Raw genomic sequence first — 25,642 nt, forward strand, 5'->3', positions numbered from 1 at the left:
GGCATGCGAAAAAAATCATTGATTGGCGGGATTTTCATATTGTTTGTTTTGTCCTATTCTCTTGCTGGTGTCGCCTGTGCCGCGCAATGGGCAAAGGCATACGGTTATGGAAATTATACTGATGAGACAGCCTATTCAGTACAGCAGACCATTGATGGCGGTTTTATTGTAGCAGGGCTCAAGAAGACTTCCGGATCAAGTTCTTACCGTTACTGGATCGTAAAACTGACAGCAGAAGGCGTCATAGAGTGGGAAAAAGACTACATTAAGGGGGCCAATGTGCCTTTCAATATTGAACTGATTGACAGAGATGGAGATGGCAAGAAGGACGACGGTTACATTTTTGCGGGAGTCTCTGATTTCTTTGGAGATTTTGGCTGGACCGACTTGTGGCTCGTCAGACTCGGCCTGACTGGGGATATAAAGTCCCAGGGCTACACTGGTGACGAGGGAGTGGACCAGGGGAGGTTCATTCAACAGACCTCTGATAGAAAATATATAATTGTGGGGAATACCAAGTCATTTGATGTTGACGAAATTGATATCTGGGTATACAGACTTGATCCTGACTCTGGTACCAGCTGGCAGGAAACAATTGGCGGAGCACAGGAAGATAAGGCAGTGTCGGTGAGAGAAACTTCTGACAAAGGTTATATAATTGCCGCGCAGAGCAACTCTTTTGGCTCGAGCAGCCTGGATTGGGATTACTGGATAATAAAACTCAATCAGGACGGAAATGTGCAATGGCACAAAACTTACGGTGGCGACAAAACAGAGTATGTCAGTTCCATACAGCAGACGGCTGATGGAGGTTACATAGTAGCGGGTTATAGTTCTTCATTTACGACCAGTTTTAATGGTTGGATCATAAAACTTGACGCCCAGGGCGCTATCCAATGGCAGAAGGTCTATACGGGGGCGTATAGGGCCTATTCAATAGATCAGACCTCTGATGGCGGATACATCGTGGCGGGAACCTCCACTGATATGGACGCATTGATTATGAAGCTCTACTCTGATGGCACAATCGAGTGGCAGAAGACCTATGGGGGCAGCTCTCATGAAGAGGCGCATGCAATCCAGCAGACAGGTGATGGGGGTTACATAGCGGCCGGCTATACTGAGTCCTTCGGTGAGGGTGGGGGAACATCCTCTCCGAATTTCTGGGTCCTGAAGATTGACCACAATGGTGAGATTCCAGACTGTTCTGCCATGGGTACGCCCGGTGTAACCGCAAGTGATACGTCAATAACCCCTGGCACCCCGACAGAGATAAATGTACAGTCAGTGGCAACTGAGTGGCGGGATACCAGTATAACTCCGGCGGATACCGAGGTGGCAGCCAGTGAGGTCTGTTATCATAAGGGGCAAACAACGGGTTTTCTTCCAGCAGTCAATATGCTTCTTGCGGATTAAAGTGCTGAATGACCACAGGGACGCTCTCCGATAATTTATGTACAGTTTAACTGGTTGATATTACAGAAGTAATATTCCAAGAACGGCACGATTGCTTGCCATATTATTGAAGAGGCGTCCCTCTTTTCTCTTTCCTGAAGGCGGCTCTTTGTTCTCTTGGAGCCGTCTTTGGTTTTTCAGGTCTTCCCGGCTGAACGCTCGCCGCATAGAAGGCTTTTGCTTGAAGTTTTACCATGGTTGGGGTAGGTGAGCTAGTGCAAGATCAGGGAAGAGAGGATTCTCTAATGAAGGTAGTCAAGATCGGCGGCTCGAGCCTGAAGGACAGCGGCAATATTGCCCATATCCTCGATCTCATTGGCAAGCGGGGTCGGGGCCACATTTTTGTGCTATCCGCCCTGAATGGTGTGACTGACATGCTCCTTGCCTCCATGAGCGACGCTTTGCAGAATGAAGGGAATATTCCAGGCATTCTCGGCAGACTGCAAGAAAAGCACTGGAGGTTGGCTCAACAACTGGCCCCGGGAAAGGAGAGAATAAGAAAGATCCAGCGCCTCATGAGGCCCTGCTTTGAGGAACTGGAGCGCTTCTACTACGGACTGAATTTCACCCGGGAGATTACGCCGAGACTGCGAGACGTGATCAGCAGCTATGGAGAACAACTGGCTGTGCAGCTGCTCTTCGGCCTTCTCGGCAGCAGAGGCGTGGAAGTGAGCTACCGTCTGTCGCAGCATATTGGTCTGATTACTGACGGCAAATTCGGTGATTCCACGGTGAAGCTCAAACAGACGGCGGCAAATCTGCAGGACCATTTGCTGCCCCTGGTGGCTAAGGGAAGAATTGTCCTGCTTCCTGGATTCTACGGCATAAGTGAAGACGGTGACATTACCACTTTTGGACGAGGTGGCAGTGATTACGCGGCGGCTGCCATCGCAGTGGCCCTGGGAGCGGACATTCTGGAGATCTGGAAAGATGTTCCAGGGTTCATGAGTTCTGATCCCAAAATTGTGCCGGAAGCGCAGCTCATTCCGGCGCTGTCCTACGAGGAAGCTGCGGAGCTGTCCTATTTCGGCGCCAGGATTCTCCATCCTCGCACTGTGGAGCCTCTGAGAAGATCTGGCCTGGAGATCGTCATCAAGAGCACCATGGACCCTGATGGCCCGGGCAGCGTCATCAAGGCGAGAAGCCCTCGCCCTAAACATGTGATCAAGAGCGTGGCCTATAATGCGCAGGTGGGTATTATCAAGGTTCACGCCTCCGGAGTGGGCGCTAGACCTGGAATCCTGGCCAGGGTTGCCGCCAGGATGACGGAGAGAGGCATCAACATCAAATCAGTGGTGACCTCCCAGACAAGCATTACCCTGCTGTTGGCGAGCGACGATCTGGAAGCTGGCTACCGCGCTTTGCAGACGCTGCGCCCCAGGCCTTATCGACGCCTGGAAAAAAACGATGATGTGGCCCTGGTGGGCATTGTGGGCGAGGGACTGGCCAGACGCAAGGGCATTGCGGCCAGGTGCTTCGAGGCGGTGGCCAACTGTGGCGTAAATGTGGAGATGATCTCTTTTGGTCCATCAAGGGTTGCCCTCTACTTTCTGGTGCGCGCCAGGGACCTGCACAAGACAGTGGCCGCCATTCACAGCAGTTTTTTTTCAATTCCCAGATGCTTCTAAACCACCCTTGTTCCGCCTTGTTCTACCGAGTTAGCTTTATGGGCGATGCCACCCTGTTGCGGTTGTCAGCAAGAAAAAAGGTAACATTCATCTCACCAGGGCGACTAACTGAAAATTGGCAGATACGGCTTCCATAGAATGGCGGCCAGGAGACCCAGGCGATCTCTGCTTGCTGAAGAACCTGCCAAATGGGGAGGCTAGAATGGCAAAATTCGATTTCGATATAGGCATAATCGGCGGCGGGGCAGCTGGTCTGACTGTAACTGCTGGGGCGGCACAGCTGGGCGCCAGGACACTTCTGCTGGAGCGGGAGGAGCACCTGGGCGGCGACTGCCTGCACTATGGCTGTGTTCCAAGCAAGACCCTGATCCGGACTGCGCAAATCTATCATGCCATAAGAAGAGCCCCGGAATTTGGTTTGCCCAAGGTAGAGGTCCCTCGGGTAAACTTCAGGGATGTGGCCGCCAGAATTCAACAGGTGATTGCCGCCGTGCAGCAGCATGACTCTCGCGAGAGATTCTGCCAGCTCGGGGCAAGAGTTGAAATTGGCAGGGCCAGGTTTACTGACGAACACACCGTGCAGGTAGATGGCAAAAAGTACACGGCGAAGACCTGGGTGATTGCCACAGGTTCATCTCCAGCCAGGCCGCCAATTGATGGTCTGCAAAGCACGCCATTTATCACTAACCGAGAAATTTTCTCGCTCGAGCAACTGCCAGAGTCGCTGCTGATCGTGGGTGGCGGGCCCATTGCCATTGAGATGGCCCAGGCTTTCAGCCGTCTGGGCAGCACGGTAACGGTTGTGCAGAGAAGCGGCCAGATCCTGACCAGAGAAGACAGAGATCTGGCTGATGAGGTGATGCAGATTCTTGGCCAGGAGGGAGTGAGGTTTTATCTGGATTCCACTGTACTTGGCGTCAGAAATGCTGGCAACAGACGGCAGCTGACCATAAGAGACAATCGCAACGAGGAAGTCGAGCTCTACGGGGACACCATTCTGGTTGCCACCGGCAGGCAGGCCAATGTTGCTGGCCTAGACCTGAAGGGACTCGGCATAGAATTCACACACCAGGGGATCACGGTGGACAGGCGACTGCGCACGACGCACAAGCATATCTATGCGGCAGGCGATGTCACAGGCCGCTACCAGTTCACCCACGCTGCCGGCTACGAGGGCGGCATAGTGGTGAGCAACGCCATTTTCAGATTGCCCCGGAAGGTAAACTATACTCTTCTTCCCTGGTGCACCTATACGGACCCAGAACTTGCCAGCATGGGTATGAATGAGAAGGCGGCTGCTGCGGCAGGGGTCAAGTACTCCCTGTGGGTGGAGGAATTCAGGAACAATGACCGCAGCCTGGCAGAGGGAGAGACCAGGGGGAAGATCAAACTCGTTCTCGACGAAAAGGAAAAGCCAATAGGGGTGCAGATCCTGGGGCCGCAGGCAGGTGAACTGCTCAGCGAGTGGGTGGCCGCTCTGCACGGCAAGGTAAAGCTTGCTACGCTCGCTGCAGCAATGCATCCGTATCCCACCCTGGCTGAGATCAACAAGAAGGTTGCGGCAGCTTTTTTCAGTACCAAGATATTCTCCGACCGGGTGAAAAAGGGTTTGCAATTCTTTTTCAGCCTCAAGGGGAGAGCATGCGGCGACACGGTGGCTTGTGAAAAGTGATCTGAAGACTGGCAGCAAGAGAGGTGAGAATCATGCAGACTTACTATCATCCAGGAGACCTGTCCAAGTTTGAAGAAGTTGGCGAGGAAGCGCCGGAGCTGGCAAAGAAGTTTTTTGACTACTATGCAGCGGTATTTGCTGAGGGCGAGCTCAGTGAAAGGGAGAAGGCTCTCATTGCCCTGGCGGTTGCCCACACTATTCAATGTCCATATTGTATCGACGCATACACTCAGGCCTGTCTAGAGAAGGGCTCCAATTTGAGCGAGATGACGGAAGCGGTGCACGTGGCAGTGGCGATCCGCGGTGGAGCCTCCCTGGTCCATGGGGTGCAGATGCGCAATATCGCCGGAAAAATCACCATGTAGTGTGCAAGAGGGGATTGCTGTTATGGCTGGCGAAGGCATGCTGCGGACAATGACCGATGTGTGGGGAAGAGGGCGATCATACCCGGCGCCTTTCCTGCAGACTCTGGCCCGTCATGGGCTGCAACTGCTGCGGGCAGAAACGAGCATTCTGCAGGTGAATGTGGGACTGCTCTGCAACCAGGCGTGTCGCCACTGTCATCTGGAAGCGGGACCTGATCGCACTGAGGTGATGGACCGGGCAACGGCAAACGAGATAGTGGCCTATGCCGGGCGTGCTGGATTCCGGGTCGTTGACATTACAGGAGGAGCAGTGGAGCTCAACCCGCACATAGTGCCCTTTATAGGAGAACTTGCCAGAGTCGTCCCCAGGATCATGCTGCGCTCCAATCTCACTGCACTTGCCGATGGCAGCAGAGAGCATCTCATGCAGGTTTGCCAGGAGCACCGGGTGGCGATTGTCGCCTCGTTTCCTGCAGTTCACCAGGCCCAGACAGAAGCACAACGCGGCAAAGGTGTGTTCAAGAAGTCCATCGAAGTCCTGCAAAGATTGAACGCCATGGGATACGGACAACCTGATTCAGGTCTGGAGCTCGATCTGGTCTCCAATCCGGTCGGTGCTTTTCTGCCAGGATCTCAGAAAGAAGTGGAAGCAAGGTTTCGCCAGCTCCTGGCTCGCAAATGGGGAATCGTTTTCAACAAGCTGTTTTCCTTTGCCAATGTTCCCCTGGGACGCTACCGCCAGTGGCTTGAGCGATCCGGGAACCTGGAGAGCTATCTGGCAAAGCTGGTAAACAGCTTCAATCCTTGTGCTGTAGATGGACTGATGTGCCGGACCCTGGTCTCCGTGTCCTGGCAGGGATATCTTTACGATTGTGATTTCAATCTTGCCAGGGGTATATACCTTGGGGGCAAGAGAGTCCACGTGTCAGAGCTGCAGCAGCCACCTCCGGCTGGCAGTCCTATTGCTGTCTCTGATCATTGCTATACCTGCACGGCTGGTTCAGGATTTACCTGAGGCGGTGCCATTGAAACCTAGGTGGGGTTTTCACAAGGAGCAGCTTTGATACAGGAAGCCATAGCAAAACCTCAGTCAAGCCGCAGGCGGGCAATCCTGAAGGTGTCCTTTCTGGCTCTCTTCATAGTTACTGCTCTCATTATCGTGCGGTTCACGTCCATAAGGGATTATCTCACGGCTGACTCTCTGCAGTATTTCCTTGACAGGACGGGTTTCTGGGCCCCGGTCGCCTTCATTATTGTCTATGCGGTGGGCGTCTGCCTCTTTGTTCCTGGTACAGTGCTCACTGGACTGGGAGCGGCAATTTTTGGGCCATACTGGGGCTTCCTTTATGTGTGGCTCGGTGCAATGGCCGGGGCTACAATGGCCTTTTTCATAAGCTGGAGCCTCGGCAGGGAGTTTGCCTCTTCCCTGGCCGGCAACAGGCTGAGGAAATACGATGAGGCCATTGAACGCAACGGCTTTGCCACGGTGCTCTACCTGCGGCTGGTCTATTTCCCCTTTACCCCGATGAATTTTGGCATGGGGCTGACAAGGGTGCGATTCTGGGACTACTTCTTCGGTACTGGCCTGGGAATCGTGGTGGGCACCTTTATTTTCACCTTTTTCATTGGCAACTTGAGGGAGATCTGGGCCCGGGGTGACTGGAGCGCGCTGTTTTCGGTAAAGATCTTCTTTTCAGTGGCGCTGTTCATTTTTTCCTTTTTCATCCCAAAGATCATCAAAAGAATAAAAAAAGAAGACAAGCAGATTACCTCTTGAGGTGGCTCTGCTCATCTGCGCCAGCCTGCAGCTGCACAGGAAGTAACCATGAATTGGCAACAGGGCAGTCAGGCCTGCTGGAGCTGCAGGTGCTCGGGGTCGACTTGCGAGTACAGTAGGCAGCAACGCTGAAGGTCATTTGCTTGCCGAGGAAGCCCTATTATTGCCGTTATGGGTCAGAACTTTCCTGAGAAAGGGCTGCCAGAGAACGGTTTCATATAACCGAAACAGCGATGGGCAGCAGCCGTCAAACTTGCACCACAGATTAAGGGGGTGCAGGAAGTGTTGCAGTCTCGTTCTCATAGGGGATGCTCCCAGTTTTACAGAGAGCAGTGCAGGAGCAGTGCCACATTGGGTAAAATGTGCAACCATATGTGATTATTGAGTTTATTGTCATAGAAGCAACAGGAAGCTCGCTAGAGACAAGGGCAGGATTGGCCTTTTGACCTAATGAATTTGGCCAAAAGGTCAGCTGGAGTCAGTGCAGAATCTGGCTGAGAAAGAGCTTGGTTCTTTCATGCTGCGGGTGGTGAAAGAATTCTTCGGGAGTGTTTTCTTCCAGAATCTGGCCAAAATCCATAAACAGCACTCTGTGGGCAGCGCTCTTGGCAAAACCCATCTCGTGGGAGACCACTATCATGGTCATGCCCTCTCTGGCCAGATCGATCATTACGTCCAGGACCTCTTTTATCATTTCTGGATCAAGGGCAGATGTGGGCTCATCAAAGAGCATGATCTTGGGTTTCATGCACAGGCTGCGAGCAATGGCCACGCGCTGCTGCTGTCCTCCGGAGAGCTGTCCGGGATATTTGTGGGCCTGGTCCGCAATGTGTACCTTTTCAAGAAAGTACATGGCTGTTTCTTCAGCCTCGGCCTTGGGCACCTTGCGCACCCATATGGGCCCGAGGGTCAGGTTCTCCAGGATGGTGAGGTGGGGAAAGAGGTTGAAATGTTGGAAGACCATGCCCACTTCTTCTCGTATCTTTTCAATATTTTTCAAATCGTTGGTCAGTTCAGTGCCGTCGACAATGATACGGCCGCGCTGGTGTTCCTCCAGCCGGTTGATGCAGCGAATCAGGGTAGACTTGCCGGAGCCGGAAGGACCGCAAATAATTACCCGCTCACCCCTGTGCACAGTGAGATTGATGTCCTTCAGTACGTGAAAATCACCGAACCACTTGTGCATGCGAATGATCTGCACCATTGGTACTGGAGCAGCCTGCTTTTCCTTCACCTCTTCGTTCATCCAAGTCTCTTTTCTTGCCTATTGGTTACTCAGAGCATGGTTCTGAGTGTACAGGAATCTCAGTGCTATTATAGCCCGACTACCTCCCGGCTGAGAGCTCTCTTTCCAACTGCCTGCTGTAGTTGGACATCGAGAAGCAGCCCGCAAAGTAAATGATGGCCACAAATATATAAGCTTCCACGCTAAAGCCCATCCAGCGAGGATCAGATAGAGTTGCCTGGGTTGTCTTGAGCAGGTCGTAGAGGGCAATAATGACCACCAGGGAAGTGTCCTTGAAGGCAGAGATGAGGATTCCCACAGTGGGAGGGATGACGATCTTCAAAGCCTGCGGCAAGACAACCAGCCTCATTGTCTGGTAGTAATTGAGCCCAATAGATTCAGCTGCCTCGTACTGACCCCGTGGTATCGCCTGGAGCCCACCTCTGACGACCTCGGCAATATAGGCTGCGGTAAAGAGAATTATGGCAACCTGCGCCCGGAGAATCTTGTTGATGGTGATGCCCTCGGGCAGAAACAAGGGAAATATTATGGATGCCATAAAGAGGAGGCTGATGAGCGGCACACCTCGAATTGTCTCAATGTAGACAATGCAGAGACATTTGATCGCCGGCATCTTTGACTGGCGGCCAAGAGCGAGGAGCACGCCAAGTGGATAGGCCAGGGAGAGCCCAAACACCGAAAGCAGCAGGGTAAGAGGCAGGCCGCTCCATTTGGTGCTTTCGACCTTGGCGAGGCCAAAGACGCCGCCACTCATCAATACACCCATGAGGACCAGGCCAATGAGCCAGCTATAGGTCAGAGGCTTTTTCCAGTAGCGCCGGTTTCTGCTGACCACCAGGAGAAGAATCAAGATCAACATGGCCAGCAGCGGCCGCCATTGCAAGTCGTGAGGATAGAAGCCGAAAAGAATGAACCGTATATTCTTGGTTATCACTGACCAGCAGGCGCCGCTGGCTGCATGACATTGGGCTCCAGTGGTATTCCAGCAGCTGTCGACAAAGGCCCAGCGTATGAAAGGCGGCACGATCTTCCAAAAGGAGTAGATAGTGACAATGGTGAGCAGAGAATTGAACGGCGAGCTGAAAAGATTGGCTCGCAGCCAGCCGATCACACCAATCTTGGTAACTGGTGGCTTTATGTCTTCGACAGCATGAGAAGTAGGCATGATTTTATTATCTTTCAACTAAAGCAGCCTTCCTGTTGTACCAGTTCATGAATGCTGAGGTGGAGAGACTGAAAAAGAGATAGACGATCATGATCAGGGCGACACCTTCAATGGCCTGCCCCGTCTGATTGATGGTGGTATTAGCCACCGAGACAAAGTCGGGAAAGCCAATAGCTACTGCAAGCGTACTGTTTTTGGTCAGATTAAGCATCTGGCTGGTAAGGGGTGGAATGATCACCCTGAGCGCCTGCGGCAAAACCACCAGCCTGAGCACCTGGGCTGGCTTCAAGCCTAGAGACATGGCAGCCTCCACCTGTCCCTTGCTTATTGCCTGAATCCCAGCGCGAACAATCTCTGCTACAAAAGCGGCAGTGTAAAGAACCAAACCCAGGAGCAGAGCAGCAAACTCGGGGCTGAGCGTTATGCCCCCCTGAAAATTGAAGCCCACCAGGGCGGGAATATCCATTTTCAGAGGAGCTCCCTGCAGCAGCCAGACTGCGAGAGGAAATAGTATTAGCATGGCAATCGACACGGTGAGGTGGGGAAACTGCTGCCCGGTTTTTTCCTGACGCTTTCTTGCCCAGCGGCGGAGCAGCCAGGCCAGGACATATGCCAGCAAAAAAGCTAGAATCATGTAACTGTATGCTGGATCTGGCTCTAGAGTTGGGAACACCAGACCGCGATTGGTGAGATACACACCTTTAAATGGGCTCAAGGCGTTGCGGGGCGAGGGAAGATTTTCGTAAAAAACAGCGTACCAGAAAAAGAGGTGGAGCAATACGGGGATGTCCTGCATGGTTTCGATGTAAACGCCTGCCAGTTTGGCAATGAGCCAGTTGCTGGAGAGGCGGGCAATACCTATGATGCTGCCAAGCAGTATTGTTAAAATGATGCCGATGAAGGAGACCTTGACAGTATTTATCACACCTACAAGCAGAGCCCGGGCATAGGTGTCAGCTGCTGAGTAGGAAATCATGGACTCGCCGATCTCGAAGGAAGCTTGTTTCTTCAAGAAGCCAAAGCCTGTGGCAATGGCCTGTCTCTGCAGGTTGGCCACAGTATTGGAAAAGAGGTAGTAGCCCAGCAAGCCCACCATGCCCAGGACAGCACACTGATAGAGGATTGCCCGCTTGCTGGGGTCGCGCAGGAAAGGAATACGCTCTCCTGCGGCAGCTGGTGGCGAGGATGCAGTGTTTTGTGCCATGCCTCTGTGCCAATAGAATAGCAGAGGTCGGCTCTCAGCTCCCCAGACCTTTCTATTTCATGAATCACGCCCGGGCCGTGATTCATGAAACACTCGGGCTACTCTCTAGGGGAGCCGATGACCGACCATCTCTTGATTCGCATGCCGAGTCCCTCGAGGACGCGGCGCAGCTATTACCTGAATGGAGCGGCATACATGAGACCACCTCTGGTCCACAGGTCATTGAGGCCTCGTTTGAGGCCCAGCGGAGTGTTTACACCCACGTTGCGCTCGAAGATCTCGCCATAATTTCCCACCTGTTTGACAATGTTATAGGCCCATTTGTCACTGAGGCCGAGATCTTTTCCCAGACCTGGAATGACACCGAGGAAACGCTGGACTTTGGGATTCTTGCTCTTCAACATCTGGTCCACATTCTTGGAAGTGATGCCGAGCTCCTCTGCCTGAATGAGAGCCATCACAGTAAAGTTGACAATGTCGTACCATTGATCGTCGCCGTGCCGCACCACCGGGGCCAGAGGCTCTTTGGAGATGATCTCCGGAAGCAAGACGTAATCAGCAGGGTTCGGGGCAGTGGCCCTGTGGGCAGCCAGCTGTGAAGAGTCCGAGGTCAGACAATCGCAGCGTCCAGCGAAAAAGGCCTTGGACAGCTCTGCCGTCTGTTCGATCACCACGGGCTTCCACTTCAGGCCGTTGGCCCTGAAAAAGTCTGCAGCATTGAGTTCGGTGGTGGTTCCGGGCAGGACGCATACAGTGGCGCCGCCGAGCTCTTTGGCGCTCTTCAAGCCGAGTTTCTTAGGCACCAGGAATCCCTGGCCATCGTAAAAGTTCACATGAGCGAAATTGAGGCCGTTTACTGTTTCGCGTGTCAAAGTCTGGGTGGTATTACGGCAAAGCACATCGATTTCTTTGGATTGCAGGGCAGGCAAACGCTGCACTGCAGTCAGGGGTACGTACTTGATCTTGTTTGCATCGCCAAAAACTGCCACGGCAATCGCCCGGGCAGTATCCACGTCGAGACCTCGCCACACACCCTTCTCATCGGGCATACTGAAGCCGAATACTCCACCGTTGACCCCGGCAATGAGGTATCCTCTCGCCTTTACCGCATCCAGAGTCTCACCTGCCTGAGCCATGGTTGCAGTGAAGACAAGGGCGACAGCCACCAACAATACAGCCAATTTTGCTAGTTTCATAGGTTCCTCCTCTCTTCTCCAGGTTAATTGTCAGGGATTACTCGCAAGCAATCCGCCACAATGTCGAGGCAGAAAGCCTCTGGCATTAGTTGCCCTCGTAGATCCTGTCTTTTCTAAAGCAAGGCAAGGTTCCTTGGCTTTCATTGGTGCTGGCGGGTTGTCCTGATTTCTTTCCCAGTCAGATGCCTGACATGGAAGAAGACTAACTCCGTAAAGGTGTCAACAGCTGCCTGGTGATGTTTCTCTGGTTCAGCCGCATGGTTGCCGACCAACCTGGGCAGAAATCTACTATATTTGCCTGCCACTGTCAATGTGGGCACGGTTGCAAGGCTCGGCTCACTATTCCACGATGTGGTGCGCACTGCAGGCGGTTTTCCTGTTGGTCAAAAAGAGGCCGCTGCTCACCAGCACCAGACCGAGCAGCAGAGAAAGATCGATTGTCTCTTTGAGCAGCAGCCAGGCGAGAAGAACTGCGCTTACAGGGACAATATTTATAAAGACGGCGGCCCGCGAGGCGCCGATCATCTGAATGCCTTCATAGTACCACCAGAATCCAAGTGCTGAGCCAAAAAAGCCCAGATAGAAGATGCTCATCCAGGCCTGCAAGGAGCAGTGAGTAACAGTGTAGGAAAGGTTTTCCAACAAGGCTGGATAACTAAGGGCGACAGCGCCAATCAGACAGGAATAGGTAACAGCAATCATTGGCGCCAGGTTCTTCATAATGACCTTGCCAACAAGTGAGTATGCCGTCCAGCTGAAGACACAGCCTATGATATAGACCTCTCCCCAACCCATAGAGCCCCTGAAGATTTCCAGCGGGTTCCCCCGAGAGATCACCACCACAGCACCCAACACACAAAAGAGGATGCCGAAGAGCGTCGACACATAGAGTTTTTCTTTGAAAAAAAATGCAGAGCAAAGAGCAATGAGTACGGGGTTGCTGGCGATTATCAGGGATGCCCTGCTGGCAGTAACAGTCTTGAGTCCAGAGAAGAACAGAGCATTGTAGCTGAAAACCCCGGTGAGGCCCAGGAGCACGGCGAGGAGCAGCTCCCTTCTTTTTAATAAGGGGAGTCTGCCTTCGTGCCTGCTTACCAGAAGGCACAGAAATATTGAGGCCAACAGGAAGCGAAGAAAGGCTGCTGAAAAGGGTCCCATTTCCTGAGCAAGCACCCTGCCGGCTACAAATGTGCCCCCCCAGAAAATAGCAGTCAGAACCAGTTTTATGTAAACGAGCATGAAGCACTCGCTGAGGAGTGTCGGCGTATGACAGCCGCTGTGCAGATTGGCGCCAGGTACTCGACAGTCGAATTTGAGCAAGATAGATTACTGTCAGACGCCGGTCACTTCCCGAGCCAAACATGCAAGATGCAAAGACCCATTGGGGCAGCTCACTGTCATGGACGCTCTGCGTGCACGGAGACTATCTGCCGGCGCCAATCCCTCTGCAGGCAATGTAGACTATTGCAGTGCCGTCTGGTAGGCAATTGAAAATGTGCCTATTTTTTCGGAATACAATCCTCCCGGAAAAGGCAATTATCCTGGTCACAGAAATCAACTGCTGTGCCGAAACAGTCAAAATTTCCCTCAGCCTTTTGAATCGACTTGATCAGTTCCGCTTTGCGCAGTTTGCGGGGTTTGAGGCCAAGGCGTTGCGCCATGACACGCAGCTCTTTCACTGTCATTGTTCACTCCTTCTATATGGTGCATCTTTTTGTCAACTGTGGCTGCGACATACTACTGCTTCCCTGCAAACTGTCAAGAGATTTTCAGGAGCCTGCCCTATTTTGCTGTGCAGCAGATGGGCGAATTCTATGCAAATGACTGAGCTTGAAAAGGCCGCGCCAGGGAGGGCTGATGCTAGATGTAGTCGACGAGCTCTTTGCGAACCGCATAGCGGACCAGTTCGGCGGTGTTCTTGCAGCCGAGTTTAGTGCGAATGTTAGTTCTATGAGTATCAACCGTCCTCAGACTTATGTTGAGAATTTCGCTGATTTCCTTCCTGCTCCTGCCCTCGGCGATTAATTTGAGCACTTTCTTTTCGCGTTTGGAAAGTCCTGGCAGGGATCGCCTGCGCGAATTGAGGTAGCGCCTTATCTGCTGTTCACTCAAGGTGGGGCTTATGAATTGTTCGCCCTTCTGTACTGCTTCAAGAGCAGTAAAGAGGCATTGCGCGTCTGTATCTTTTACCAGGTAGCCTGCTCCACCGGCGGCGAAGAAATGGGCGGCAAACGCCTCCTCCTTATGCATAGTAAGGGCGATGATGCGTATGTCTTCGAATTCACTTCGAAGTCGGCGAGTGGCTTCTATGCCGTTCATATCCGGCATTGACAGGTCCAGTATTACGATGTCGGGGCAACACTCCCTGATTTGCTCGAGAGCCTCCAGGCAGCTGTCCGACCGACCCACAACCACGTATTGAGGCCGGGTTTCCAGGAGCACCTGCAGGGCCTCGGTAAAAATGCCATGGTCGTCAACGAGAAAAACAGATGTACGGTTCATGCGGTGCCTGTTCTCCTCATGCGTGCCGCGATACTTTGTTGGCCTTGTGGCGTCTAACAATGGAACGGCGCTTGATGCCAAGAGCGCTGCTTGCCTCCAGACGTTGGAAGAACAATGGCTAGGGCGAGGGGCAAAACAGGAGATTTTACCCCTTGAAAATCAGTCTGGTCAGAAAGAAAGTTGCCAGCATTGCTTACTGCCGGCCAGCTGCGAGAAAAGCACCCTGTCAGGCAAACTTGGCGCAGACACCCTTGCCGTAGTCTTGACAGGCACGGATGCCTTCCATGTCCTCCACAAGATGCTCCTTGAGATTGAAGGAGCCGAGACTGGACATGTTCATCTTGAAGACATATTCCATGGTGTCGAAGATGAGGCTCGGGGCGTCACCACTATGAGTGTACGATCCGAAAGCTCCCCCCGCCTTTCCCTGTAGACCTGCTTTCTGGGCCAGGAAAAGAAAAGTTTTCATACCGTTGGTCATGTCACGGTGGTAGGTAGGACAGCCGAAGATGTAAGCGTCATAGCCTTGCAGTTCCTTGTCGCTCTTGATTTCGGATATCTTCTTGAGTTCTGCTTCATGGCCGCTCATGCGCACGCCTTCTGCAATGTGTTCTGCCATTTTCTTTGTGTGGCCTGTTCTGCTGTCATAAGCAATTAACACCTTTTTCATAAAAAACCTCCTCTGCATCAAGTTGAACTGGAATGTACGCTCGCCTCTAACATGGTCACAAAAAAATCATTTTATAAAAGTAACAGTGATTGGTGCAAATCCTCCATTTTCTAGAGAAATGATCACCATCTTGGGAGCCACCCTCAGCAACCCTCAAACCATTCTTGCTTTCATATGTCTTCTCAGCCCAACAGGTTGAAAGATCTTGTCAGTAATGACTCGACAGCCGCCTTCGCTTCGGCAACCGTCTGTACCAGAGCAATCGCACAATCTATGTTGAAGATGGCGTCTGGGATACTCGATCCGGCGGGTGCCATAGCTCCCGTCAGCATCATAGTCCCACCCACAATTCCTGGAGAGCCTTGGCGGTTTCTATTATAGTGTCTCTGCCATAAGTGACAAGGATTTTCTTCCCGGCAATCTTCTCGGCGGTATCACCAATCAGCAAAGTCAACCACAGGCTGTTATTCTGGAGAATGGCTGCCACCATGTGCTTCTGAGCGTCTGTTGTCACTTGCAGAATTCTTCCTGCCTGCGGCGCACATGCCTGATAGTCGCTGTTGACGTCCAGGCAGACTTCAGCGCTTGTACTGTACCAGGTGAAGATCCTGATTTTCTTAGAACCACTGCCTTGAAACAGCGGCGCTCAAAGTTCCAGAGACTCTCCAGGTTTCAGGACGGTGGTCTTTATGGAAGTCTCCTGTTCGACTCGCTCTTTCCAGGCTACGGGGTCCTGTCTGATCATTTCAAAGGTGTCGTAATGGATGGGCAGCACCTGTTTGGGCTGAATCAGCTTGACGGCACGCAGGGCGTCCTCGGGACCCATGGTAAAGTTGTCCCCAATAGGCAAGACAGCCAGGTCAATACCCTCTTCACCTATAAGTTTCATGTCGTAGAACAGACCGGTGTCACAGGCGTGATAGATTTTCTTGCCTTCCACATAAAAGAGAAAACCGCAAGGATTTCCTCCATAGGAGCCGTCTGGAAGAGCGGAGCCATGCTGAGCAATAGTCAGTTTCAGACGGCCCCATGGGTAGTCAAAAGCGCCACCAATGTGTTGCGGATGGACATTATCGACACCCTGCTTGAGCAGCCAATCGTGAATCTCGAAATTGGCAACTACCTTGGCGCCAGTGCGCTTGGCAATTTGAATAGTGTCACCCAGATGGTCGCCGTGACCGTGGGAGACAAAGATGTAATCCGCAGGGATTTGCTCGGGATCCACAGGCGCCAGGGGATTGCCGCTGATGAAAGGGTCAACCAGGAGACTGGTACCATTGGTTTCAATCAGGAGACAGGCGTGGCTATACCAGGTAACCTTGATGCTCATAGGAACCTCCTTGTTGGATGTTGACATACCTTCTGTCAGATGAACCAAGAGAGTCTTATGCTACACACCTTAAACACTACAGGGCCAAATGGCAACAAACTGGCGCAACCCGGCTCTGGGCTTGAGGGCTCTGCTTCCCCAGGAAATGACGCTCAGCCTAGAAAGTAACCTTGGGTGCCTTTGCAGCTCCGGCCTCCGCTTCGAAAAGAGGCATGCGGGAGAAGCCGAACATTGAAGCAAACAAGTTCGTGGGAAATCTCCTGATGGCTGTATTGTATTCCTGCACTGCCAGATTGTAGCGTCTGCGTTCCACACTGATTCGATTTTCGGTGCCTTCCAGTTGATCCTGCAAACGCAGGAAGTTCTGGTTAGACTTCAACTCGGGATAACGCTCCACCACTACCATCAGGCGTGAAAGCAGTGCATCTATGCCCCGGGCTGCCTTCTGGGCCCCGGCAATGTTGCCAGTCGCTCGTGCTTCGCCCCACTGGCTGCGAAGACGGGTAACCTCGGTGAGAACATCGCGCTCCTGTTTGGCAAATCCTTTAACCGTCTCCACCAGGTTGGGGATGAGATCGAATCTTCGCTGATACTGGTTTTCTACCTGGGACCAGGCCGTCTTGGCTGCCTCCTGCTTGGCAACGAGAGAATTGTAAGTGCCCATACCCATCAAGATGGGAATTACAATAAGTGCTGCCAGCACGAGCAAAGGGAGCCATTTTTTCATCGCAGTCCTCCTGCTGTGGGTTCTGAAGGTGTGTCCGGCTAATTCTCCTGGGATGAAAAGTTGCGAGCGGCAAAGTCATATTCATCCATGAGCAGCGCCAGTCTACGTATCTCTTTGAGGTATTGTCTGAACAGCTCTACCACGGCTGAACCAGCCAGTTTCAGCTTCTGCTCTCTCATTTTGAGCAATGTGAGGAAAAGCTCCTCATCGAGCTGCAGTTCAGTGGCAAGCAGATGGATGGTATCTTTTTTGGTGGCTGGAATTTCCTTGTCAAGGAGATAGAGCAGCGCTCTGAAGACAAAAAGAAAGGTGGGCAGGGATTCTACAAGCAAGGTTCGCAGGATTCGGCTCTTGCCGCCGGCCTCCACGTATCTTTGCCTGAGGAGGAGAAGCTTGCCTTTGAGTTCATGTTCGCACTGCATACGGATGTGTTCCTTGTGAAAAACAAGATCCGCCAGCACGTCCTCGCCATTGATTACCCGGTAATTTCTCCTGATGTTGAGAAACTCTATGGGAAAGGTCTCCAGTGAAGAACTGATATAGGCCCTGGTGAGAAACAGCGGCGTGCCTACCCGCTGCTTGCGCCACCTGACCACCAGCCCATGCGCCAGGTGCAGTTCTTCTATGCCCTTTTCAGTGAGGACAATGAGAAAGTTGAGATCTGATTTGCGCGGCAGATATTCACTGGTAAGGGCGCTGCCATAAAGGATCACGGAGATCAAATCAGGGCCAAACACCTGCTGATAATCTTCTGCCAGGCGAGTCGCTTTCTGCAACACCTCATCTTGTAATGCCATGGGTTACTCTCCCGCAGTTCTCTTGCCGCTGCGCCGACTTGTTGTCAATCTCCTGTTGAGGGCAGGACCTCGTGCTCGCTGCTACCAGCCACCGCTTGCCCCGCCGCCGCCGAAGCCGCCACCGCCGCCGCTGAATCCACCGCCGAAGCCGCCGCCGCCAAAACCGCCGCCGAAGCCGCCACCCCACCAGAAGGGACCGCCGAAAAAGAAGCCTCCGGTCCTGCGGCCAGAATAATAACGCCTGCGGCGAAAGCCACTGAATATGGCAGAAATAAAGAAAAACAAGGGGAATAACAGCCAGAGAAGAGACGAGCCTCTTGCTGGTTTTCGCGAACTGCGCCCAAGTGGTTGATATTCTCCCCGGGTTGCGGCCATAATAGCGGAAATGCCATCGCGGATGCCCTCGTAATAGAGGCCTTGGCGAAAACGTGGGCCTATTACCCGTCTGATTATGTCGCCGGCCAGGCTGTCCGGAAGCACGCCTTCCAGGCCGTAACCCACTTCGATGCGGATCTTGCGATCCTTCATGACAATGAGCAGAATGACGCCATTGTCCCGCCCTTTCTGGCCGATCTTCCAGGCTTCTGCCAGGCGGATGGAAAAATCTTCCAGGCTGTCCCCTTCAAGGGTGGGGATGAGGACAACCGCGATCTGGTTTGAAGTCTGTTGCTCAAACCGGGCGAGCTGGCGCTCCAGTTCAGCTATCTGGCTGGCTGTCAGGGTGTTGGTGTAATCGGACACCCTGCCCTGTGGTCTTGGAGGTACTGGCAATGCCCAGGCAGAACTGACAAGGGCAGCGAGCAGCAAACAAACCAGCAGTGCATGCCGTGTTTTCACTTGCGACCGATTCCCGTATAGCGCCACAAATTTGGCAAGGTTATAAGTAGTTCCCACCATTTACAGACTTTTACAACAGCCCCCTCGCAACATTTGCCAGGTCAATATGATTGATAGGGTCACACCATATTCCCGAGAACACTGTATTCTTTGATGGTAAGCATAAATGGCTCCTTTGACAAGAGGCAGGCGCAGCTCAATGTTGAGCCGCGCACCATTATTTCTCGAGATCGAGCAGCCAAGAGAACAAGAAAGTAGCAGTGCGGCAGCCACTATCTTAATGTCTCAATGCCCGGAAAAGGAGGATACCTGAGGAGCTCCAGGTTTTCGTTCCTTATGGCAGAAGCGTGCGCCAGGACTCTCAGCCGGGCAGCAGCACCACGGCGAACTGGTTGAAGCCCAGAGAGGTTTTTCTTGCCAGCCGGTGCAGGCAACAACGGCCCGCCTGAGCTGGCTCTTCGGCATCACGCACCCGAAAGCCCACTGACTCTGCCAGCTTCTGGAAGCCTGAATAGGTGAAATAGTGCATGTCTTCAATGGTTTGCCTGTCGCGCACCGAGCGCATTTCACGGCCTCGCCTGCTGATGTAGAGGTGCGCCAGTCTTTGAGGCAAAAAGTTGAGGCCCCACAGCTGGTAGTGGGGATCCAGATGCGCCAGCCGATTTACCACCGTGAGTACACACCCCCCTGAAGGCTTGCAAACTCTGTGCAGTTCTTGCAGCACCTTCACAGGATTGTCGACATGCTCCAGCACTCCAAAAAGAGATATGACATCGAAACTGTGAGTTTTGAAAGGCAGTGTTTCTGCAGCGGCAACAGTCAATGGTACTGAGAGGTTGTACCTCTGGCCGCGAACCTGGGCGATCCGGCAGTTTCTGTAGCGGAGATCAAGGCCCACAGCCTTGAAGCCATTTGCCAGGAAAGCTACTGGCAGGCCGCCTCGGCCGCAGCCAATATCAAGAAAGTGCAGGTCGCGAGGCAGGCAGCAGCCGGCCCTGGCAAGCCAGTTGAGCATTTTCCTCATGGTAACAACCTTGTAGACTTCGTCCCAGAGCCTCTTCTTCATAGAACGGCAGAGCTGAACATGCCAGGGACTGGCCTGCAGGCCAGGCAGTATCAGCCGCAAGATGACTTGCTCATCCTCGGCGCGAAACACGGGAGAACGGCCGAGGCGCCGGGCTGCCACCTCACTCAGCCCAGCTGGACGCCAGGCAGAGGCGGCGATCTCTTCTAGCATTTTCTCGAGGTCTTGAGCGGGCATGGCAATGTGCCTGTAATTCACAGGAAGACGCTGCCAATTGCGGCGTCGGCAGAAGATGGCGCAGTCAATCAAATGTGACGGTCTTTGTCAATGAATGGGTGCGGCTCTGCTTTTCTGTAGGCCAGGGCCTGGCAGCTCGCCACCAGCCGTTGCTGATGGTCAAGGACTGTGATGTGGTAGCTGGCTGTCCTGCGCGTCCGGTGAACCTCGCGCGCTTCTGCCAGCAAGGTGCAGCCCTGTACAGCAGCCCGATGATAGGTGACATTGATGTTCAGGGCTACGGCAACGGTTCCGTGAGAGTTGCACGCCGCCTGGAATGCCTCGTCTATCAAGCTGAAGATGGCTCCGCCGTGTGTCATCTGGAAGATATTTTCCATGGCAGCAGTGCAGGTCATTTCAACCACGGCGCGGCCTTGTTCCAGCTGGCGCAGCTTGATGCCGAGGCTTGCCGCGTAGGGTTCCTGTTGAATGTGGCGGCGCAAGCGGGAGAGAGCCGTCTGTTCCATGGGTCACTCCTTTTCTCCTGGGCAATAATAGATCTTGTGGCAGCCTGGATAGATGTTTTTTTATTTGACGACGGGCCATAGTGTAGCATAACTATGGACAAAGAGGATTTACTCGCAGGGCATCTGGGACAATTTTCTCTGGATGGAGGTGAAATAGTGGAAAAGGAAGTGATAAAGACTGGAGGGGCGCCGGCAGCCATTGGCCCCTATTCGCAGGGGATACGTGCAGGCGGCATGGTTTTCGTGGCGGGACAGATTCCTCTGGATCCTTCCACAGGAGAATTGATCGAGGGTGACATTCAGCAGCAGACCAGGAGGGTTTTGCGCAACCTGGAAGCGGTGCTGGTTGCCGCGGGCAGTTCCCTGGAAAAGGTGGTGAAGACCACGGTGTTTCTTGGCGATATGAAAGATTTCCCTCTGATGAACAGGACATACGAGGAATTTTTTCCACAACAACCGCCAGCGCGGGCGTGTGTAGAAGTGTCTCGGCTTCCCAGGGATGCGGCTGTGGAGATCGAGGCTGTAGCCGTGGCCTAGCCGTGGCGGCTGATGAGAGGGTAAAGAATTTCATCTTGTCAACAGCAGCTGATTTTTTAGCTGTGGCTGGGGCAATACAATTGACAGCGATGGAGCTTTTGTTTAGAATGACTTGCAGTGAAATCTGACACTTCAAGTGTTGAAAATCCTGTGAGATTGCAAAAGGATGACAGAGCCCCGCGATGTTGAATTCCAAAGTGTGCCAGAGACCTTCCCATATTCGGGAAGGTTTTTTTTTGGCCTGCTCATGAGAGGGATTCAGCTGGTCCTTTGCAGAGTTTTTCTATGAAGCATGCTCTCATAGAGAGGCCAGGTGAAAGGCGGCAGACCACTGAGCCCGGTGATCCACCCGGAGATGCGAGGTAGACTATGGGGTTAGCGACTAAAGACCTTCTGGGCATAGAGCAGCTCAGCGTGGAAGAAATCGAGCTAATTCTGGACACAGCCGAGGCCTTCAAGGAACTGTCAACCAGGGAGATCAAGAAGGCCCCCACACTGCGAGGCAAAACTATTATCACTCTTTTTTACGAGCCGAGTACCCGAACGAGAGCCTCTTTTGAAATTGCTGCCAAGAGGCTCAGTGCGGACTCTCTCAATATATCAGCCTCAACGAGCAGCGTGGTGAAGGGGGAGACCCTGATAGATACGGCCAGGAATCTGGAGGCAATGAATCCTGACATCGTGATCATCAGGCACAGTGCTGCCGGGGCCCCCCATATGCTGGCGAAGCTGCTGAGACCTTCCATAATCAATGCAGGCGATGGCGCCCATGAGCATCCCACCCAGGCCTTGCTGGATATGATGACCATAAGGGAGAAAAAGGGCAGAATTGCCGACCTCGAGGTTGCCATAGTTGGTGACATTGCTCACAGCAGGGTTGCTCGTTCCAATATCTACGGCCTGACCAAAATGGGGGCCCGGGTAGCAGTGGCAGGTCCGGCAATGATGCTGCCGCGTGACATCCACAGACTGGGTGTGCAGGTGTATTCCACCATTGAAGAGGCGATCAGCGGCGCCGATATCATCATGATGCTGCGAGTGCAGTTCGAGAGAGAAAAGGAGCAGATATTTCCGTCCATAAGGGAATACGCCAGCTACTTCAGTCTGAACAGAGACAATATTGGCCTGGCCAAGGATGATGTGCTGGTGATGCACCCCGGGCCAATGAACAGAGGCGTAGAAATCGCCAGTGATATTGCTGATGGACCGTGGTCGATAATTCTTGATCAGGTCACCAATGGGGTGGCGGTGAGAATGGCTCTTCTTTACCTGCTTGCAGGAGGTAAGCATGAAACTCCTTCTGAAGAACGGCACCATCATTGATCCCTCTCAGAACATGCACCAGCAGGGAGATCTGCTGCTGCTGGACGGCAAGATAGCTGCGCTGGGAGCTGCGGCAGCAAGAGCAGCGGAGGGTGTTGCTGATCTGCAGACAATAGAGGTCACGGGCAAAGCAGTGGTGCCTGGACTGATTGATATGCACACTCACCTGCGCGAGCCCGGATTCGAGTACAAGGAAACAATCCGCACTGGCAGTGAAGCAGCTGTAGCAGGGGGATTCACCTCCGTCGCCTGTATGCCGAATACGGATCCTGTAAATGACAATCGTTCGGTGACGGAGTTTATTCTGCAGCAGGCCAGGCAATGCGGTCTGGCTAATGTCTATCCTGTAGCTGCTCTCAGCAAAGCATCTGAAGGGCGCACCCTTACGGAATTCGCGGATTTGCGGGACGCTGGGGCGGTGGCCTTTTCTGATGATGGCAATCCGGTTATACGGTCGGCAGTGATGAGAAGGGCCCTGGAATATGCCTATTCACTGGGTATGCCTGTAATCTCCCACTGTGAAGACAGAGGCCTGGCAGCAGATGGCGTCATGCACGAGGGACTGGTGGCCACCAGGCTGGGTTTGCGGGGCATGCCGAGCATTGCCGAAGACGTCATGGTGGCCAGGGATATTGCCATCGCGGAGTATACCAACACTGCAGTACACATAGCCCACGTCAGCACTAGAGGTGCGGTGCAGTTGATCAGAGATGCAAAGGACAGAGGCGTTCAGGTAACGGCCGAAGCCACCCCGCACCACTTCACCCTTACTGACGAGGCCCTGGCCGAGTTCGACACCAATGCCAAGGTGAATCCTCCTCTGCGTGCCATGGAGGACGTGGAGGCGATCCAGCAGGGGCTCAAAGACGGCACAATCGAGGTCATTGCCAGCGACCATGCACCTCATTCACCACTGGAAAAGGAGGTGGAGTTTGACTATGCTGCCTTTGGCATGGTGGGGCTGGAAACCGCCTTCTCCCTGAGCCTCAGACTGGTGCTGGACAAAGTGTTGACTCTCGACCAGCTGGTGCAGAAGATGAGCTGCAATCCTGCCCGCATCCTGAATCTTGCCAAGGGTACGCTGGCAGTGGGCTCAGATGCAGACGTCACCGTCTTTGACCTCGAGAGTGAATGGACGGTAACAGCCAGCCGTCTGCGCTCGAAGAGCAAGAATACTCCCTTTGACGGCTGGACCATTCCCGGCAGGGTGCTCTATACCATTGTGGGAGGCGAGATCAAGTACCAGGCCTCTGAGAGCTGAAGTGACAAAGAGCGGCCATGTCAATAGATGAACTGCAGGAAACGCTTGCCAGACTTGTAGGTGCGCCAGTCCAGATAACAGTGACGGACAACAGGCACTCTATGGTGTCGATACGCAAGGGCGCCTCTGGCTACCGGGTGAGAGTGCACCACATGTTTGTGGCGGCGGAGAGAAGGATTTGGCAGGCGCTGGCAGAATTTATCAAGAGCTCCACCAGGAAGGCGCCGGACATTCTTGCAGAATTTGTAGAAGCCAATTCAGACAAGATCAGGCGCCAGCCGCCTAGGCGGCATCGTGTCCACCTGCGGCCGACTGGGCAATATTTTGACCTGCAGGAGATTTTCAACAGGCTCAACCAAGATTACTTTCAGGGCAAGCTTTGCTGTAGAATCACCTGGGGGGCGCGCCGCCGTTTGAAGCAAAAAAAGACCATTCGCCTTGGAAGTTATTCGGAGAAAACAGGGATCATCCGCGTCAATGCGGCTCTCGACAGGAGTTTTGTACCTGCCTACGTGATCGAAGGCGTGGTCTACCACGAGATGCTGCATCACCATCTGGGCGTCGAGGTAAAGAATGGCCGGCGCTACAGCCACTCCAGGTTGTTCAGACAACTGGAAGCCCGTTATCCACACCACCAGAAGGTTACGGCCTGGATCAACAAAAGGGCAGCGCTGTTGAGCGGGGAACGCTAACTAGTGAGCCTGTTTGGCTCCGGAGGAATGGCGCTGCCAGGGTAAGCGGCTCATAGTGTGAGCAGATTGAAGTGTTAGAATTTTGTCAGCTACCTCCTCCCAGAAAGGAGAGAAGCCATGAGTGGTCAGCAAAACCCGCGAGAGATTGCTCTCAGTCAGCTTGATCTGGTAGCAAGGCACGTGAATCTGGACTCCGCCATTCACAAGCGCTTCCGCAAACCAGTGAGGTGTTTCATCGTCTCCATACCCATCAGATTGGATGATGGCTCGGTGGAAGTGTTTACCGGCTACAGGGTGCACCACAACACCTCCAGGGGTCCTGCCAAGGGAGGCATCCGCTACCATCCGGATGTCAACCTGGATGAGGTTATTGCCCTGGCGATGTGGATGACCTGGAAATGCGCCGTGGTTGACATTCCGTTCGGCGGCGGCAAAGGCGGGGTTGTTTGCAATCCCAAAGAGATGTCTCGGGGTGAACTGCAGCGGTTGACCAGAAGATACACCTCCGAGTTGATCAATGTCTTCGGTCCGCAAACAGACATCCCGGCGCCTGATGTTTACACCAATCCCCAGATCATGTCCTGGATCATGGACACCTACAGTGTCTCTGTGGGCTACGCCGAACCTGGTGTAGTGACAGGCAAGCCCCTGGCCGTGGGAGGGTCGCTGGGGAGAAACGAGGCCACCAGTCGTGGCTGCGTGTACACCATCCATTCCCTGCTCAAGAAGCTGAGTCGGAACATTGAAGAAGAGACGGTGGCAGTGCAGGGATATGGCAACGTGGGCTACAATGCCGCCGACATCATCCACGATGATGGCGCGAAAATTGTGGCGGCCAGCGACAGCAAAGGAGGCGTCTACAACCCCAGAGGTCTCGATCCCAAGGCGCTGTGGGAGTTCAAACGGCAGAGCGGCTCGGTGCATGGCTACCCGGACGGAGATGCCATAACCAATGAAGAGCTACTCGAACTGGACTGCTCGATTCTCATACCCGCGGCAATGGAAAATCAGATTACCGAAGAGAATGCAGACCGCATCAAAGCCGAGATCATCGCTGAAGGCGCGAATGGGCCGACTACGCCAGCCGCAGATCAGATTCTTCATGAGCGGGGCAAGTATCACCTGCCCGACATTCTTGCCAATGCCGGTGGGGTGACCGTGTCCTATTTCGAGTGGGTGCAGGGGCTGGAACGCTATTTCTGGAGCGAAGAAGAAGTGAACTCCAAGCTGAAGCGCATTATGAACCTGGCCTTCGACAATGTCTGGGATATTGCTCAACAGGAAAAGGTGACTATGAGGATGGCCGCATACATCCTGGCTGTGAAGCGGGTCAGCGAGGCCATGTTGCTGCGTGGTCTCTATCCATAGGAGAACACTTTGTATGGGGCAAGGGGGTGAGACCTGGTGCGAGAAAAAATTCGACCTGTAGATTGCCCACCTTGCCGATCAGCTCCAGGCCGCAAGGCAGTTCAGCCTAACAAGAACAAGAGG

At 53.4% G+C, this 25,642-nt stretch carries 26 protein-coding genes; 11 read left to right on the forward strand and 15 right to left on the reverse strand.

Annotated elements, in window-relative coordinates:
- The first annotated feature begins 3 nt into the window (after positions 1-3).
- The 6 genes from JRI89_01010 (at position 4) to JRI89_01035 (ending at position 6,897) form a co-directional block, all read left to right on the forward strand.
- Positions 4-1,416 carry a hypothetical protein gene (locus JRI89_01010; GenBank protein ID MBW2069812.1) on the forward strand — a complete coding sequence of 471 codons (1,413 nt, stop codon included), beginning with the start codon at positions 4-6 and terminating at the stop codon, positions 1,414-1,416.
- Positions 1,417-1,700: 284 nt separating this feature from the next.
- Complete coding sequence (locus tag JRI89_01015) at positions 1,701-3,083, forward strand: aspartate kinase (GenBank protein ID MBW2069813.1); 1,383 nt, start codon at positions 1,701-1,703, stop codon at positions 3,081-3,083.
- A gap of 202 nt (positions 3,084-3,285) precedes the next feature.
- Positions 3,286-4,755 (forward strand): FAD-dependent oxidoreductase, encoded by a 1,470-nt coding sequence (locus tag JRI89_01020; GenBank protein ID MBW2069814.1) that lies wholly within the window; start codon positions 3,286-3,288, stop codon positions 4,753-4,755.
- A 32-nt stretch (positions 4,756-4,787) separates the two neighbouring features.
- Entirely contained in the window at positions 4,788-5,120 is a 333-nt protein-coding gene (locus tag JRI89_01025) for a carboxymuconolactone decarboxylase family protein (protein ID MBW2069815.1), read from the forward strand.
- A gap of 49 nt (positions 5,121-5,169) precedes the next feature.
- On the forward strand, positions 5,170-6,135 hold the full coding sequence (arsS, locus tag JRI89_01030; protein MBW2069816.1) for an arsenosugar biosynthesis radical SAM protein ArsS: 966 nt from the start codon (positions 5,170-5,172) through the stop codon (positions 6,133-6,135).
- Between the two features lie 45 nt (positions 6,136-6,180).
- Positions 6,181-6,897, forward strand: a complete 717-nt coding sequence (locus JRI89_01035; GenBank protein MBW2069817.1) for a TVP38/TMEM64 family protein — start codon at positions 6,181-6,183, stop codon at positions 6,895-6,897.
- Positions 6,898-7,375: 478 nt separating this feature from the next.
- On the opposite strand, the gene JRI89_01040 is transcribed toward JRI89_01035, so the two are convergent.
- From JRI89_01040 to JRI89_01110, 15 genes are all read right to left on the reverse strand, one after another.
- Positions 7,376-8,101: an amino acid ABC transporter ATP-binding protein gene (locus tag JRI89_01040; GenBank protein ID MBW2069818.1), complete on the reverse strand. Its 726-nt coding sequence runs from the start codon at positions 8,099-8,101 to the stop codon at positions 7,376-7,378.
- Between the two features lie 121 nt (positions 8,102-8,222).
- Positions 8,223-9,308, reverse strand: coding sequence for an amino acid ABC transporter permease (locus JRI89_01045; protein ID MBW2069819.1), 1,086 nt, complete (start codon positions 9,306-9,308; stop codon positions 8,223-8,225).
- Between the two features lie 7 nt (positions 9,309-9,315).
- Positions 9,316-10,512, reverse strand: a complete 1,197-nt coding sequence (locus JRI89_01050) for an amino acid ABC transporter permease (protein ID MBW2069820.1) — start codon at positions 10,510-10,512, stop codon at positions 9,316-9,318.
- A gap of 173 nt (positions 10,513-10,685) precedes the next feature.
- A complete protein-coding gene (locus JRI89_01055; GenBank protein MBW2069821.1) occupies positions 10,686-11,708 on the reverse strand; it encodes an amino acid ABC transporter substrate-binding protein in 1,023 nt (340 codons plus the stop codon).
- Between the two features lie 339 nt (positions 11,709-12,047).
- Entirely contained in the window at positions 12,048-12,947 is a 900-nt protein-coding gene (locus JRI89_01060; protein ID MBW2069822.1) for a DMT family transporter, read from the reverse strand.
- Between the two features lie 260 nt (positions 12,948-13,207).
- Positions 13,208-13,393, reverse strand: a complete 186-nt coding sequence (locus JRI89_01065) for a Rho termination factor N-terminal domain-containing protein (protein ID MBW2069823.1) — start codon at positions 13,391-13,393, stop codon at positions 13,208-13,210.
- Positions 13,394-13,568: 175 nt separating this feature from the next.
- Entirely contained in the window at positions 13,569-14,210 is a 642-nt protein-coding gene (locus JRI89_01070) for a response regulator transcription factor (protein ID MBW2069824.1), read from the reverse strand.
- 226 nt (positions 14,211-14,436) lie between these two features.
- On the reverse strand, positions 14,437-14,880 hold the full coding sequence (locus JRI89_01075) for a flavodoxin domain-containing protein (protein ID MBW2069825.1): 444 nt from the start codon (positions 14,878-14,880) through the stop codon (positions 14,437-14,439).
- 331 nt (positions 14,881-15,211) lie between these two features.
- Positions 15,212-15,394 (reverse strand): hypothetical protein, encoded by a 183-nt coding sequence (locus tag JRI89_01080; GenBank protein MBW2069826.1) that lies wholly within the window; start codon positions 15,392-15,394, stop codon positions 15,212-15,214.
- 132 nt (positions 15,395-15,526) lie between these two features.
- A complete protein-coding gene (locus tag JRI89_01085) occupies positions 15,527-16,210 on the reverse strand; it encodes a metal-dependent hydrolase (GenBank protein ID MBW2069827.1) in 684 nt (227 codons plus the stop codon).
- Positions 16,211-16,367: 157 nt separating this feature from the next.
- Positions 16,368-16,937 (reverse strand): LemA family protein, encoded by a 570-nt coding sequence (locus JRI89_01090; GenBank protein ID MBW2069828.1) that lies wholly within the window; start codon positions 16,935-16,937, stop codon positions 16,368-16,370.
- A 38-nt stretch (positions 16,938-16,975) separates the two neighbouring features.
- Positions 16,976-17,734, reverse strand: coding sequence for a hypothetical protein (locus JRI89_01095; protein MBW2069829.1), 759 nt, complete (start codon positions 17,732-17,734; stop codon positions 16,976-16,978).
- Positions 17,735-17,815: 81 nt separating this feature from the next.
- Complete coding sequence (locus JRI89_01100) at positions 17,816-18,631, reverse strand: TPM domain-containing protein (protein MBW2069830.1); 816 nt, start codon at positions 18,629-18,631, stop codon at positions 17,816-17,818.
- A gap of 301 nt (positions 18,632-18,932) precedes the next feature.
- The gene (locus tag JRI89_01105) at positions 18,933-19,853 is read right to left on the reverse strand and encodes a methyltransferase domain-containing protein (GenBank protein ID MBW2069831.1); all 921 of its coding nucleotides are present in this window, start codon (positions 19,851-19,853) and stop codon (positions 18,933-18,935) included.
- 47 nt (positions 19,854-19,900) lie between these two features.
- Entirely contained in the window at positions 19,901-20,338 is a 438-nt protein-coding gene (locus JRI89_01110) for a PaaI family thioesterase (protein MBW2069832.1), read from the reverse strand.
- A 93-nt stretch (positions 20,339-20,431) separates the two neighbouring features.
- Between JRI89_01110 and JRI89_01115 the strand changes: the two genes are divergently transcribed.
- From JRI89_01115 to JRI89_01135, 5 genes are all read left to right on the forward strand, one after another.
- On the forward strand, positions 20,432-20,875 hold the full coding sequence (locus JRI89_01115; GenBank protein MBW2069833.1) for a RidA family protein: 444 nt from the start codon (positions 20,432-20,434) through the stop codon (positions 20,873-20,875).
- A gap of 369 nt (positions 20,876-21,244) precedes the next feature.
- Positions 21,245-22,198 carry an aspartate carbamoyltransferase catalytic subunit gene (locus tag JRI89_01120; protein ID MBW2069834.1) on the forward strand — a complete coding sequence of 318 codons (954 nt, stop codon included), beginning with the start codon at positions 21,245-21,247 and terminating at the stop codon, positions 22,196-22,198.
- Complete coding sequence (locus JRI89_01125) at positions 22,164-23,459, forward strand: dihydroorotase (protein MBW2069835.1); 1,296 nt, start codon at positions 22,164-22,166, stop codon at positions 23,457-23,459. The genes JRI89_01120 and JRI89_01125 overlap by 35 nt, the downstream gene beginning before the upstream one ends.
- Positions 23,460-23,476: 17 nt before the next feature.
- Positions 23,477-24,151, forward strand: coding sequence for a hypothetical protein (locus JRI89_01130; protein MBW2069836.1), 675 nt, complete (start codon positions 23,477-23,479; stop codon positions 24,149-24,151).
- A 117-nt stretch (positions 24,152-24,268) separates the two neighbouring features.
- A complete protein-coding gene (locus JRI89_01135) occupies positions 24,269-25,519 on the forward strand; it encodes a Glu/Leu/Phe/Val dehydrogenase (protein ID MBW2069837.1) in 1,251 nt (416 codons plus the stop codon).
- Positions 25,520-25,642: the final 123 nt, after the last annotated feature.

It is taken from the genome of Deltaproteobacteria bacterium (genome assembly GCA_019309045.1).
Classification (GTDB): domain Bacteria; phylum Desulfobacterota; class Syntrophobacteria; order BM002; family BM002; genus JAFDGZ01.